The sequence below is a fragment of the Pseudomonas sp. GL-RE-29 genome (assembly GCF_019947275.1).
Classification (GTDB): Bacteria; Pseudomonadota; Gammaproteobacteria; order Pseudomonadales; family Pseudomonadaceae; genus Aquipseudomonas; species Aquipseudomonas fluorescens_A.
Genome location: NZ_JAGYGD010000019.1, coordinates 94,550 through 107,307 on the forward strand (window position 1 = coordinate 94,550; position 12,758 = coordinate 107,307).

The following is a 12,758-nucleotide window of genomic DNA, read 5'->3' on the forward strand; positions in this document are numbered from 1 at the left end:
ATCTTTTGATTTTTTAAGATCAAAAGATCGCAGCCTCGTTTCACTCGACAGCTCCTATAGGTGGATGCAGGCAGGTGTCAGTCGATGTACTCAAACAGCTTCACGATCTTCTGTACGCCGGAAACGCCCTGCACCAGATTGGTCGCCTGCTGGGCTTCCTGTTTGGTCAGCAAGCCCAGCAGGTAGACGATGCCGTTCTCGGTCACAACCTTGATGCGCGAGCCCGGAATGTTCGGGTCGGTGAGCATCTGGGTCTTGATCTTGGAGGTCAGCCAGGTGTCGTTCTGGCGGGCAAGGAAGCCGGAGGGTGGCAGAACTTGCAGTTCATTGTGGACCGTCTTTACCCGCTGGACAGATGCAGCGGCTTGTTCTGCCTTGGCCTTGAGGTCGGCACGCGGAGTTTGCCCGGCGAGCAGTACGACGCCGTTGAAGCTGGTGACGACAATGTGCGAATCGTTGTCCAGGGCCGGGTCGGCCTTGGCGATGTTCACTCCGACCTTGGTGTCGATCAGGGAGTCGTCGATCTTGCTGCCGAAGGTGCGCGTGCCGCGGTCATCTTCAATTGGCGCTTCACGGCTGGCATTAACCACCGAGGTGCAGCCGCTGATGCCGAGGCACAGGGTCAGGGCCAGTAGGCCGAGGCGATTAGGGGTCATTCTTCACTCCCGAACAGTTGGCTGTCGATCAAATCGCAAAGGCAATGGATCGCCAGCAGGTGGACTTCCTGAATACGTGCGGTGACGTTGGCCGGTACGCGAATCTCGACGTCCTCGGGCAAAAGCAGCGACGCCATGCCGCCGCCATCGCGACCGGTCAATGCTACGACAATCATTTCGCGATCATGTGCGGCCTGGATCGCTTGAATAATGTTTGCCGAGTTGCCGCTGGTGGAAATCGCCAGCAATACATCACCCGGCTGACCAAGGGCGCGGATCTGCTTGGAGAAGATTTCGTTGTAGCTGTAATCGTTGGCGATCGAGGTGATTGTCGAGCTGTCTGTGGTCAGCGCAATGGCTGGCAGGCTCGGGCGCTCGCGTTCGAAGCGGTTGAGCAGCTCCGACGAAAAGTGCTGGGCGTCGCCGGCAGAGCCGCCGTTGCCGCAGGAAAGCATTTTGCCTTCGTTGAGCAGGGCGTTGACCATCACTTGGCTGGCTTGCTCGATGTGCGGTGCAAGTACTTCCATCGCCTGTTGCTTGGTGTCGATACTGGCCTGAAAAAGCTGGCGAATTCGCGATTGCATGTCCATCTGTGTGACCTTAATGAGCGCGGCTGTCCGGCACGTGAATGTGCAGCCCGCAAAACAAAGAGCAAAAGTGTTGGGTGGTGTCCGTTTCGGGGCGCAAGCAATCAGCTGTCGAAGGCATTCTGCAACCAGTTCAACTGATCGAGGTTGCTGTCGATGGCAACCACGTCGAAACGGCAGGGGGAATTGGCCCAGCGTGACTCGCGCTGAAGAAAATACTGCGCGGCAAAAATCAGTTTCTGCCGTTTGCGCTCATCGATGCTATCGAGCGCGCCACCCCATTGAGTGTTTTTTCTGTAGCGAACTTCAACGAATACTACTGTATCGCCATCAAGCATGACCAGATCAAGCTCACCGCGTTTACACAACCAGTTCTGCGCCAACAGGCGCAGACCTTGTTGTTGAAGATGCTCGAGCGCATGGCGCTCGGCATCTTTACCGCTTTGCTGGCGTGACCTGTCAGGCATCAGCGTGGGGTGTTCGGCAGGCGCTGAACCTGACCGTTGACGAATTCCGCCCACGGTAACTGGCGCACGATACGCTGGTTCGGCGTCATGCCCAGGCTGCCCGATTGACCTTCAATGCGGCTGTCCGGCAGCGCCTTGAGTTGACCCAGGCGTGGCGCCAGGCTGTAGGCGTCGACGCCCATGGCGTAGAGGCGACCCAGGCTACCGGCCGCTTGTGGCCATTGTGCGGCAACTTGTTTGCGCAGCGGATCATTGGCATCCAGCAACCATGGGGTTTCGCAGAAGCGAATACCGTTCATGTCGTTGTACTGGTTTACATCACCGCTGGCACTGAACACGTGGGAAGTGGCGTAAACCGGAACGTCACCAGCGTACTGGAAGTTCAGGGTCGGTTTGATCTGCTGGGCCTGTTGCGGTGTCGCGGCGAGGAAGATGAACTCGATGTCCTGGCGACGCGAAGGCTGGGCGGCGACCGTCGAACCGACGGTGCTTTGCAGGCTCTTGGCGCGACCTTCGCTCTGGCGCAGCTGGAACATATCGGCAATTTGCTGGGCCAGTTGAACCGGTTGATCGACACGCTCGGTGGCAACGATGCTGCCGCCGTTGGCTTGCCAGTCCTGGCTGAATGCTCTCAGCACGCGGTCGCCCCATTCGCCCTTCGGCACCATGATGGCGGCGCGATGCAGGCCGTCGGCACGGGCGCGGCGGGACACTTCGCGAGCCTCGTCTTCAGCGGCAAGACCGAACTGGAACAGTTGGGCTGGACCTTGTTCACCTTCGCTGTAGTTCAGGGCCAGGGTGGTGATCGGCAGTTGCGGACGAGTGCTCAGCTGTTTGACCAGCGGCTTTTCCAGAGGGCCGACGACCAGTTGCACGCCATCGGCCTGGGCCTTGCGATAAAACTCGTCGAGGTTGCTCAGGCGCGAGCTGTCATAAAACTCGATGGCTGGCGGCTTCTGCCCGGCTTGTTGTGCCTGGTAGTGGGCGGCCATGAAGCCTTCGCGCAACGCTTTGCCGACCGAGGCCAGAGGGCCGTCCTGTGGCAGCAGCAAGGCGATTTTGCCCAGCGGTTGGCTGGCCAGTTCCTTGAGATTGGTCAGTGGCAGCGGTAGCTGGATGGCAGCGGGGTGCTTGGGGTTCTGGGCGCGCCAGTTGTCGATCGCGGCCTGCTGCTGTTCCACCGTACCGGCAGATTTTACCGCCAGTGCCAGTGCCATCCAGCCGCCGAGGTCATCGGTGGTGGTCGGCTGCAATTGGTCCGTCGGCAGGGAGGCAATCAGGGTCCAGATTGCTTCGTGGTTTTTGCTGGCAGCTTCACCGCTCATCATTGGCGCAATAAAGATGCGTTCTTTTGCGGCGGCCAGGGTCTGACCATCGGCTTCAAGAGCGCGGGCGCGTACGGTGCCGGTGCGAACCTGCTGCTCTTCGGACAATTCGCCGAGGCGTTGCATGCTCGGATGGCTCAACGCAGTCAGGGCCGCTTTGGGCTGATTGCGTGCCATGGCCAGTTCAGCCGCCAGGGTGTTGGCGAAAACCTGTTGGCCAGGTTTGAGCTGTTCAACCGGAACTTGCTGCAGGATTTGAGCTGATTGGCCAGCGTTACCCTGGCGATAAGCCAGGTCGGCGGCACTTAAGCGCAACAGGGCGGCCTCTTCCGGCGATTTGCTCTGGGAGGCTTTCTCGAGCAGTTGCTCGATACTGGCATCCGGGGTCCGTGGTACTTCGCCAAGGCTGGAGGAGGGCGAGCTGGCGCAAGCCGCCAGCAAGGCAGCAAGGCAGAGGGCAGTGAACAGCCGCAGGCAAGCGATCATGTAGTGTTCCTGATACTCGATCAAATTAGCGTGGAATTGTACCCAAGCACTGGCCGGGGCGCGATGTTACTGGCGTGAATCGATCAATTTAGCTCATGCAAATGTTGCGGTATGGCATAAAAGCCAGAAAAACCGAGTGTTGCTTGCGCGTTTCGTTGCGCCGCTACGCGCTACAATGGCGGCTTTCTTGATCATGAGGTGTGCGCTTTGACTGCTCCAGGTGCTTTGAATTCCGCTGCTGGCTCGCTTTATGTGGTGGCGACGCCCATCGGCAACCTGGACGACATCAGTGCGCGTGCACTGAAGATCTTGCGTGAGGTCGCCTTGATCGCGGCCGAAGACACCCGTCACTCTCAACGCTTGATGCAGCACTTCGGTATTCAGACGCCGCTGGCCGCCTGCCATGAACACAACGAACGGGATGAAGGCAGCCGCTTTATTACGCGCCTGCTGGCTGGTGACAATGTGGCGCTGATCTCCGACGCGGGTACGCCGCTGATTTCCGATCCGGGTTATCACTTGGTGCGTCAGGCCCGTGCTGCCGGGATTAATGTGGTGCCGGTTCCAGGTGCTTGTGCGTTGATCGCGGCATTGTCGGCGGCGGGGCTGCCGTCGGATCGTTTCATTTTCGAAGGCTTCCTGCCAGCCAAGGCCGTGGGGCGACGAGCGCGTCTTGAGTTGGTAAAGGAAGAGCCGCGCACGCTGATTTTCTACGAGGCACCGCACCGCATCCTGGAATGTCTGCAGGACATGGAGTTGGTGTTCGGACCTGAGCGTCAGGCATTGCTGGCGCGCGAAATAACCAAGACCTTCGAAACGCTCAAAGGCTTGCCGCTGGCCGAGTTGCGCGAATTTGTCGAGTCGGACAGCAATCAACAGCGCGGCGAATGTGTGGTGCTGGTGGCAGGCTGGTCCGCTCCCGAGAGCGAAGACGCTGTCAGCAGTGAGGCAATGCGTATCCTCAATCTGTTGCTTGAGGAAATGCCGCTCAAGCGTGCCGCGGCATTGGCGGCGCAAATTACCGGTGAGCGCAAGAATGTGCTCTACCAGGTCGCACTGGATAAACAGAAGGGCGAGTAAAACCCGACGCGCAGGCATGGCAAAAGGCGTTTAGCGCTTGTTCTTCGGGCGCTCTGCCGTTAACCTTCGCGGCGGAGAGTCGATCGGACAGTCGCTGCCCTCTATGAAAATTAGGGGGGGGAGGAAAGTCCGGGCTCCATAGGGCGAAGTGCCAGGTAATGCCTGGGAGGCGTGAGCCTACGGAAAGTGCCACAGAAAATAACCGCCTAAGCGCTTCGGCGCCGGTAAGGGTGAAAAGGTGCGGTAAGAGCGCACCGCACGTCTGGCAACAGTTCGTGGCTAGGTAAACCCCACTTGGAGCAAGACCAAATAGGGTCCCAAGGCGTGGCCCGCGCTGGGACCGGGTAGGTTGCTAAAGATGTCCAGTGATGGCCATCGTAGACGAATGACTGTTCAAGACAGAACCCGGCTTACAGATCGACTCTCCACCTTTTTCTTACTCTCTGCTTAAATCATTAAGCAGGGCGTGGTGATGGCCATTTGGCCGGCACCGGCAGCACTCTCGCAAGACTGTTTTTCCCTCCTTTCAGAATCGTCGGCAGAAGCACTTTCGTAATACCGAAAAAATCTTACTCTTAATAAATTACTTTAACTTTCGAACGCAGCCTTCTGTGCTGATTCAAGTTATTGGTCGGATTCGTCTGCCAGATTCCCGTTACCCCTCCTTATATGCTCCTAAATCTCAGTTCTGTAAGGGATTTCCTTTAATCCGCGCCTTGACGGTGTGGTGGGCGCATTCCTATAGTGTGCGCAAGTGGCGGAAAGTGGCATGAAGTGGGTTTTTTGAACGCAAAACGCTAATATTTGGAGAAACGCTGACGTGTTTCGCGGAGCCAACGCAATCAGTCTCGATGCAAAGGGCCGTCTCGCTATGCCGAGCCGGTACCGTGACGAGCTGGTTTCGCGCAGTTCCGGGCAGTTAATCGTCACCATTGATGCCGTTGATCCATGTTTGTGTGTTTACCCGCTCGATGAGTGGGAAATTATCGAAACCAAACTGCGCGCACTGCCTTCGCTTCGCGAAGAGAACCGTCGCCTGCAACGTTTACTGATTGGTAATGCCGTCGACCTCGAGCTCGATGGCAGTGGTCGTTTTCTGGTTCCGCCGCGTCTTCGTGAATATGCCAAGTTGGATAAGCGCGCGATGTTGGTAGGCCAACTGAACAAGTTCCAATTGTGGGACGAGGATGCCTGGGATGCGGTTGCTGCCGCTGACCTGGCTGCTATTCAAGAACCGGGCGCGATGCCTGACGAACTGCGTGATTTGATCCTGTGACTATAGATAGCGGCTTTAACCACATCACCGTACTGCTTGACGAAGCCGTCGAGGCTCTCGCCGTACGTCCTGATGGCTGCTATCTGGATGGCACGTTCGGACGCGGCGGGCACAGCCGGTTGATCCTCAGTCAGCTCGGTCCCGATGGTCGGTTGCTCGGATTCGACAAGGATCCACAAGCGATTGCCACCGGGCAGACGCTAGCGGCCGAAGACGGCCGCTTTGTCGTTGTACAGCGCAGCTTTGCCGAGCTCGGTTCGGAAGTCGCCGAACGCGGTCTGCACGGCAAGGTCAGCGGTATTTTGCTCGATCTGGGCGTCTCTTCGCCGCAGCTCGATGACCCTGAGCGCGGCTTCAGTTTCCTCAACGATGGTCCGCTCGACATGCGTATGGACCCGTCCCGCGGGATCAGCGCTGCCGAGTTCGTCAACACCGCGCCCGTGGAAGAAATTGCCCGGGTGTTCAAGGAATATGGCGAAGAGCGTTTTTCCGGTCGCATGGCCCGTGCCGTCGCTGAGCGCCGTGACATCAAGCCGTTCGAGCGTACCGCCGATCTGGCTGAAGTCCTGAAAGTCGCCAACCCGGCATGGGAAAAGGGCAAGAACCCGGCAACCCGTGCATTCCAGGGGCTGCGCATTCACGTCAATAACGAACTGGGCGATCTGGAAGCGGGCCTCGAAGCCGCACTGGATTGCCTGGAAATTGGTGGTCGTCTGGTGGTGATCAGTTTCCACTCGCTGGAAGACCGCATCGTCAAACTGTTCATGCGCAAGCTGGTGAAAGGCGAAGCCGATAACCTGCCGCGCAACCTGCCGGTTCGGCACGTAGCGTTCGAACCGAAAGTCAAAGTCCATGGCAAAGCGCAGACGGCCTCCGACGCCGAACTCAAAGCCAACCCACGTTCCCGTAGTGCTGTCATGCGTGTGGCGGAGAAACTGCGGTGAGCAAGCTTTTCGCCAAGCCACTTCCTGGCGGAAGCTTTTTCATGCTGCTGCTGTTCATTGGCGTGCTCGTGTCCGCCATTGGCGTGTCCTACAGTGCGCACTGGAATCGTCAACTGCTGAACTCGCTGTACAACGAGTTGAGCGTGCGCGACAAGGCGCAGGCGGAGTGGGGTCGGTTGATTCTTGAACAGAGCACCTGGACTGCCCACAGCCGTATCGAAGTGCTGGCCACCGAACAACTGAAAATGCGCATTCCCGGTGCCGCCGAAGTGCAGATGGTGGCGCCATGATGAAACTCGAAGGCGCACTCTTCCCGTGGCGCTTCCGTCTGGTGCTGGGTTTGCTCGGTGTCATGGTGATTGCGATTTGCTGGCGCATCATCGACCTGCAAGTGGTTGACCGTGACTTCCTCAAAGGTCAGGGCGATGCGCGCAGCGTTCGTCATATTCCGATTCCGGCTCACCGTGGTCTGATCACCGACCGTAACGGCGAGCCGTTGGCCGTCAGTACGCCGGTCACCACCCTGTGGGCCAACGCCAAGGAAATGCAACTGGCCAAGGAAAAGTGGCCGGCACTGGCGGCCGCGCTGGGTCAGGATCCCAAGGCCCTGACCGAGCGCCTTGAAGCTCAGGCCAATAAAGAATTCATTTACCTGGTGCGCGGGCTGACGCCTGAGCAGGGCCAGGCTGTGCTCGATCTGAAAGTGCCGGGCGTGTACGGCATTGAAGAGTTCCGCCGTTTCTATCCGGCCGGCGAAGTCACCGCCCACATGGTCGGCTTTACCGACATTGACGACCACGGTCGAGAAGGCGTCGAACTCGCCTATGACGAATGGCTGGCCGGGGTGCCGGGCAAACGACAGGTCATCAAGGACCGGCGCGGCCGGTTGATCAAGGATGTCCAGGTCACCAAAAACGCCAAGGCCGGAAAGCCCTTGGCGTTGTCCATTGACCTGCGCCTGCAATACCTGGCCAACCGCGAATTGCGCAACGCGATCATCGAGAACGGTGCCAAGGCCGGCAGCCTGGTGATCATGGACGTGAAGACCGGCGAGATCCTCGCCATGGTCAACCAGCCGACCTACAACCCGAACAACCGTCGCAACCTGCAACCGGCGATGATGCGTAACCGCGCAATGATCGACGTGTTCGAACCAGGTTCGACCATGAAGGCGATCTCCATGAGCGCCGCGATTGAAACCGGCCGCTGGAAACCGACCGACACTGTCGAGGTGTATCCGGGCTCCTTGCAGATCGGCAAGTACACCATCAAGGACGTGTCCAAGACTGAAGGTCCGGTGCTCGACTTGACCGGCATCCTGATCAATTCCAGTAACGTCGGCATGAGTAAGATCGCGTTCGATATCGGCGGCGAGACGATTTTCCGTCTGGCACAGAAAGTCGGCCTCGGCCAGGACACCGGCCTCGGTTTCCCTGGCGAGCGCGTCGGCAACCTGCCGAACTACCGCGAATGGCGCAAGGCCGAGACCGCGACGCTGTCCTACGGCTACGGTGTTTCCGTGACCGCGATCCAGCTGGTTCACGCCTTCTCGGCGCTGGCCAACAACGGACGCCTCGCGCCGCTGACACTGATCAAAACCGACAAGGCGCCGCAAACGACTCAAGTGCTGCCCGAAGCGGTCGCGAAGACCATGCAAACCATGCTGCAACAAGTGATCGAAGCACCGCGCGGTGTGTTCCGCGCGCAGGTGCCGGCGTATCACGTGGGCGGCAAGTCGGGTACTGCGCGTAAAACTTCGGTGGGTTCCAAAGGCTACGCCGAAAACTCCTACCGCTCGCTGTTCGCCGGTTTCGGCCCGATGAGCGATCCGCGTTACGCCATCGTTGTGGTGATCGATGAGCCGACCAAGGCCGGTTACTTCGGTGGTCTGGTTTCCGCGCCGGTGTTCAGCCGTGTGATGTCCGGCACCCTGCGCCTGATGAACGTGACCCCGGACAACTTGCCACCTACTCAACAAGCCAACGCCACCCCGGTCGTTCCGCTGAAAGCCAATGGAGGGCGCGGCTGATGTCTTTAAGTCTGAACAAGATTTTCCCCCACGCCGGCCACGATCTGTTGATCCGTGAATTGGCGCTGGACAGTCGCAACGTGCGTGCCGGGGACCTGTTCCTCGCAGTGCCGGGTGGCAAATTCGATGGCCGTGCGCACATTGCCGATGCCTTGCAACGTGGTGCGGCCGCCGTGGCTTATGAAGTGGAAGGCGCTACCGTGCTGCCGATCACCGAAGTGCCGTTGATTCCGGTCAAGGGGCTGGCGGCGCAACTGTCGGACATCGCCGGGCGCTTCTATGGCGAGCCGAGCCATCACCTGAATCTGGTTGGCGTGACAGGCACGAACGGCAAGACCAGTGTGACGCAACTGGTTGCCCAGGCACTGGATCTGCTCGGTCAGCATTGCGGCATCGTCGGCACGTTGGGTTCCGGATTCTACGGCGCGCTGCAAAGCGGCCTGCACACCACGCCGAACCCGATTGCCGTGCAAGCGACTCTTGGCGACCTGAAAAAGGCCGGTGCCAAAGCCGTTGCCATGGAAGTTTCGTCCCACGGTCTGGATCAGGGCCGCGTTACCGCGCTGGCGTTTGATGTGGCGGTGATGACCAACCTGTCCCGCGATCACCTGGACTACCACGGCACCATGCAGGCCTATGGCGAAGCCAAGGCCAAGCTGTTTGCCTGGAACGATTTGAAATGCCGGGTGGTAAATCTCGATGACGATTTCGGCCGGCAGCTGGCGGCCGAAAAACGTGAGTCGCGGCTGATCACCTACAGCCTGCTCGACAGCAGCGCCTATCTGTATTGCCGCGAAGCGCAGTTTGACGATGAAGGTGTTCGCGCCACGCTGGTCACGCCACAAGGCGAGCACCACCTGCGCAGCACGCTGCTTGGCCGTTTCAACCTGAGCAACGTATTGGCGGCGGTCGGTGCCTTGCTCGGTCTGGATTACGCGCTGGATGAAATTCTCAAGGTGTTGCCGAAACTTGAAGGCCCGGCCGGACGCATGCAGCGCCTCGGCGGTGGAACTCAGCCGCTGGTGGTGGTCGATTACGCCCACACCCCGGATGCCCTGGAAAAGGTCCTGACGGCTCTGCGTCCGCACGTCAAAGGGCGTTTGCTGTGCCTGTTCGGCTGCGGCGGTGACCGTGATCGCGGCAAGCGTCCACTGATGGCCGAAGTGGTCGAGCGTCTGGCCGATGGCGTGCTGGTCACCGACGATAATTCGCGTACCGAAGACCCTTCGGTGATTTTCGATGACATCCGCGCCGGTTTCACGGCTGTGGATAAAGTCACGTTCGTCGCTGGTCGTGGCCAGGCGATTGCCCAGTTGATCGCTGGCGCTTCGGCGGATGACGTGATCGTTCTGGCCGGTAAAGGTCACGAGGACTATCAGGAAATCAACGGCGAGCGCCATGCCTTCTCCGATCTGGTCGAGGCTGATCATGCCTTGACCGCGTGGGAGGTGGCCCATGCTTAAAGCCTTGAAACTGAGCGAACTGACCGGCGCACTGAATGCCCGCCTGATTGCTGCCGATGCCAGCTTCTACGGCGTCAGCATCGACAGCCGTGCGATCAAACCGGGCCAGCTATTCATTGCCCTGACCGGTCCACGCTTCGATGGTCACGACTATCTGAATGACGTTGCGGCGAAAGGCGCCGTGGCGGCATTGGTCGAGCGCGAAGTCGCCGACAGCACGCTGCCGCAATTGCTGGTCAGCGATACCCGCAAGGCCTTGGGCCAGTTGGGTGCCCTGAACCGCCAGGCCTTCACTCAACCGGTCGCCGCCATTACCGGTTCCAGCGGCAAGACCACGGTCAAGGAAATGCTCGCGAGCATCCTGCGCACGCGCGGTCCGGTGCTGGCGACCCGTGGCAACCTGAACAATGACCTCGGCGCGCCGCTGACCCTGCTCGAACTGGCGCCGGAGCACACCGCTGCAGTGATTGAGCTCGGCGCCTCGCGTCTTGGCGAAATTGCCTACACGGTTGGCATGACCAAACCTCACGTGGCCATTCTCAACAATGCCGGGACTGCCCACGTTGGCGAGTTCGGCGGGCCGGAAAAAATCGTCGAAGCCAAGGGAGAGATTATCGAAGGGCTGGATGCCGATGGCGTCGCCGTTCTCAATCTTGACGACAAGGCATTCGGTATCTGGAAGGCGCGCGCCGGTGAACGCAAAGTGCTGACATTCGCCCTGAGCAATACCAGCGCCGATTTCTATGCCAGTGACCTGACCACCGACGCTCGCGGTTGCCCGGCGTTCAACTTGCATACGCCTGAAGGTGTGGAGCGCGTTCAACTGAATCTGCTCGGCACCCATAACGTCGCCAACGCCATGGCTGCCGCGGCTGCCGCCCATGCCTTGGGTGTGTCGCTGTTCGGCATCGCTACCGGCCTCGGCGCGGTGCAGCCGGTCAAGGGCCGAACTGTCGCGCAACTGGCAACTAATGGCATGCGCGTCATTGATGACACTTACAACGCGAACCCCACCTCCATGTGCGCCGCCGTTGATATACTCGCCGGCTTTTCCGGCCGCACCGTTCTGGTGCTCGGGGATATTGGCGAGTTGGGCGACTGGGCGGAGCAGGGGCACCGCGACGTGGGCGAGTACGCCCGTGGCAAGGTTTCTGCGCTGTACGCCGTCGGACCCATGATGGTTCACGCCGTCAACGCATTCGGTCCACAGGCTTTTCATTTCAGCACGCAGGCTGAACTGATCAAGGCTCTGGGCGCCGAGCAAGACACAAACACCACCATTTTGATCAAGGGCTCGCGCAGCGCCGCGATGGAAAACATCGTCGCCGCTTTGTGCGGGACCAGCCTGGAGAAACATTAATGCTGCTGCTGCTAGCGGAGTATCTGCAACAGTTCTACAAAGGCTTCGCGGTCTTCCAGTACCTGACCCTGCGCGGGATTCTCGGTGTACTGACCGCGCTGGTTTTGTCGCTGTGCTATGGCCCGTGGATGATCCGCACCCTGCAGAACCGTCAGATCGGTCAATCCGTTCGCAACGACGGTCCGCAATCGCACCTCTCCAAGTCCGGCACCCCGACGATGGGTGGCGCGCTGATTCTTTCTTCCATCGGCGTCAGCACCTTGCTGTGGGCTGATCTGAGCAACCGTTACGTTTGGGTCGTGTTGCTGGTGACCTTGCTGTTCGGCGCCATCGGCTGGGTCGACGACTATCGCAAAGTGATCGAGAAGAACTCCCGTGGCTTGCCGAGTCGCTGGAAGTATTTCTGGCAGTCGGTGTTCGGCCTCGGCGCGGCGATCTTCCTTTATATGACCGCTGCCACCCCGGTGGAAACCACACTGATCCTGCCGATGCTCAAGGACTACAGCATTCCACTGGGTGCCGGTTTCATCGTCCTGACCTATTTCGTGATCGTCGGTTCGAGCAACGCGGTCAACCTGACCGACGGCCTCGACGGCCTGGCGATCATGCCGACCGTGATGGTCGGCGGTGGCCTCGGCATCTTCTGCTACCTGTCGGGTAACGTGAAGTTCGCCGAATACCTTCTGATTCCTTATGTGCCGGGCGCGGGCGAGTTGATCGTGTTCTGCGGCGCACTGATTGGTGCCGGCCTGGGCTTCCTGTGGTTCAACACCTATCCGGCACAAGTCTTCATGGGCGACGTCGGCGCGCTGGCGCTGGGCGCTGCCCTGGGCACCATTGCGGTGATCGTCCGTCAGGAAATCGTCCTGTTCATCATGGGCGGCGTGTTCGTGATGGAAACCCTGTCAGTCGTCATTCAGGTTGCCTCCTTTAAGCTGACCGGTCGCCGCGTATTCCGCATGGCGCCGATTCACCACCACTTTGAACTCAAGGGCTGGCCCGAGCCACGCGTGATCGTCCGTTTCTGGATCATCACCGTGATTCTCGTGTTGGTCGGCCTTGCCACCCTGAAGCTGAGGTAGAAA

12 protein-coding genes and 1 other RNA gene are annotated in these 12,758 nt (G+C 59.5%); 9 read left to right on the top strand and 4 right to left on the bottom strand.

Annotated features, from left to right (window positions below; all coding sequences use genetic code 11):
• Positions 1-77: 77 nt before the first annotated feature.
• The 4 genes from KGB21_RS17115 to KGB21_RS17130 form a co-directional block, all read right to left on the bottom strand.
• Positions 78-656 carry a BON domain-containing protein gene (locus KGB21_RS17115; RefSeq protein ID WP_034149533.1) on the bottom strand — a complete coding sequence of 193 codons (579 nt, stop codon included), beginning with the start codon at positions 654-656 and terminating at the stop codon, positions 78-80.
• Positions 653-1,246 (bottom strand): phosphoheptose isomerase, encoded by a 594-nt coding sequence (locus KGB21_RS17120; RefSeq protein ID WP_007972584.1) that lies wholly within the window; start codon positions 1,244-1,246, stop codon positions 653-655. Before KGB21_RS17120 ends, KGB21_RS17115 begins: the two co-directional genes overlap by 4 nt.
• A gap of 101 nt (positions 1,247-1,347) precedes the next feature.
• Positions 1,348-1,710 carry a YraN family protein gene (locus tag KGB21_RS17125; RefSeq protein WP_019582357.1) on the bottom strand — a complete coding sequence of 121 codons (363 nt, stop codon included), beginning with the start codon at positions 1,708-1,710 and terminating at the stop codon, positions 1,348-1,350.
• Positions 1,710-3,521 (bottom strand): penicillin-binding protein activator, encoded by a 1,812-nt coding sequence (locus KGB21_RS17130; protein ID WP_034149532.1) that lies wholly within the window; start codon positions 3,519-3,521, stop codon positions 1,710-1,712. Before KGB21_RS17130 ends, KGB21_RS17125 begins: the two co-directional genes overlap by 1 nt.
• A 207-nt stretch (positions 3,522-3,728) precedes the next feature.
• Here KGB21_RS17130 and rsmI point away from each other — a divergent pair, with 207 nt between their 5' ends.
• The 9 genes from rsmI (at position 3,729) to mraY (ending at position 12,755) form a co-directional block, all read left to right on the top strand.
• Positions 3,729-4,601: a 16S rRNA (cytidine(1402)-2'-O)-methyltransferase gene (gene rsmI, locus KGB21_RS17135; RefSeq protein WP_034149531.1), complete on the top strand. Its 873-nt coding sequence runs from the start codon at positions 3,729-3,731 to the stop codon at positions 4,599-4,601.
• A 75-nt stretch (positions 4,602-4,676) separates the two neighbouring features.
• Positions 4,677-5,030, top strand: an RNA gene (gene rnpB, locus KGB21_RS17140) — RNase P RNA component class A.
• Between the two features lie 391 nt (positions 5,031-5,421).
• On the top strand, positions 5,422-5,877 hold the full coding sequence (gene mraZ, locus KGB21_RS17145) for a division/cell wall cluster transcriptional repressor MraZ (protein ID WP_034149530.1): 456 nt from the start codon (positions 5,422-5,424) through the stop codon (positions 5,875-5,877).
• The gene (gene rsmH / locus KGB21_RS17150; protein WP_034149529.1) at positions 5,874-6,821 is read left to right on the top strand and encodes a 16S rRNA (cytosine(1402)-N(4))-methyltransferase RsmH; all 948 of its coding nucleotides are present in this window, start codon (positions 5,874-5,876) and stop codon (positions 6,819-6,821) included. The genes mraZ and rsmH overlap by 4 nt, the downstream gene beginning before the upstream one ends.
• Positions 6,818-7,111 (top strand): cell division protein FtsL, encoded by a 294-nt coding sequence (gene ftsL, locus KGB21_RS17155; protein WP_003205353.1) that lies wholly within the window; start codon positions 6,818-6,820, stop codon positions 7,109-7,111. Before rsmH ends, ftsL begins: the two co-directional genes overlap by 4 nt.
• Positions 7,111-8,850, top strand: a complete 1,740-nt coding sequence (locus KGB21_RS17160; RefSeq protein ID WP_172668689.1) for a peptidoglycan D,D-transpeptidase FtsI family protein — start codon at positions 7,111-7,113, stop codon at positions 8,848-8,850. The genes ftsL and KGB21_RS17160 overlap by 1 nt, the downstream gene beginning before the upstream one ends.
• The gene (locus KGB21_RS17165; protein WP_223505923.1) at positions 8,850-10,313 is read left to right on the top strand and encodes a UDP-N-acetylmuramoyl-L-alanyl-D-glutamate--2,6-diaminopimelate ligase; all 1,464 of its coding nucleotides are present in this window, start codon (positions 8,850-8,852) and stop codon (positions 10,311-10,313) included. The genes KGB21_RS17160 and KGB21_RS17165 overlap by 1 nt, the downstream gene beginning before the upstream one ends.
• Entirely contained in the window at positions 10,306-11,673 is a 1,368-nt protein-coding gene (locus KGB21_RS17170; protein WP_223505925.1) for a UDP-N-acetylmuramoyl-tripeptide--D-alanyl-D-alanine ligase, read from the top strand. Before KGB21_RS17165 ends, KGB21_RS17170 begins: the two co-directional genes overlap by 8 nt.
• Positions 11,673-12,755 carry a phospho-N-acetylmuramoyl-pentapeptide-transferase gene (mraY, locus tag KGB21_RS17175; protein ID WP_016773275.1) on the top strand — a complete coding sequence of 361 codons (1,083 nt, stop codon included), beginning with the start codon at positions 11,673-11,675 and terminating at the stop codon, positions 12,753-12,755. The genes KGB21_RS17170 and mraY overlap by 1 nt, the downstream gene beginning before the upstream one ends.
• The last annotated feature ends 3 nt before the right edge of the window (positions 12,756-12,758 follow it).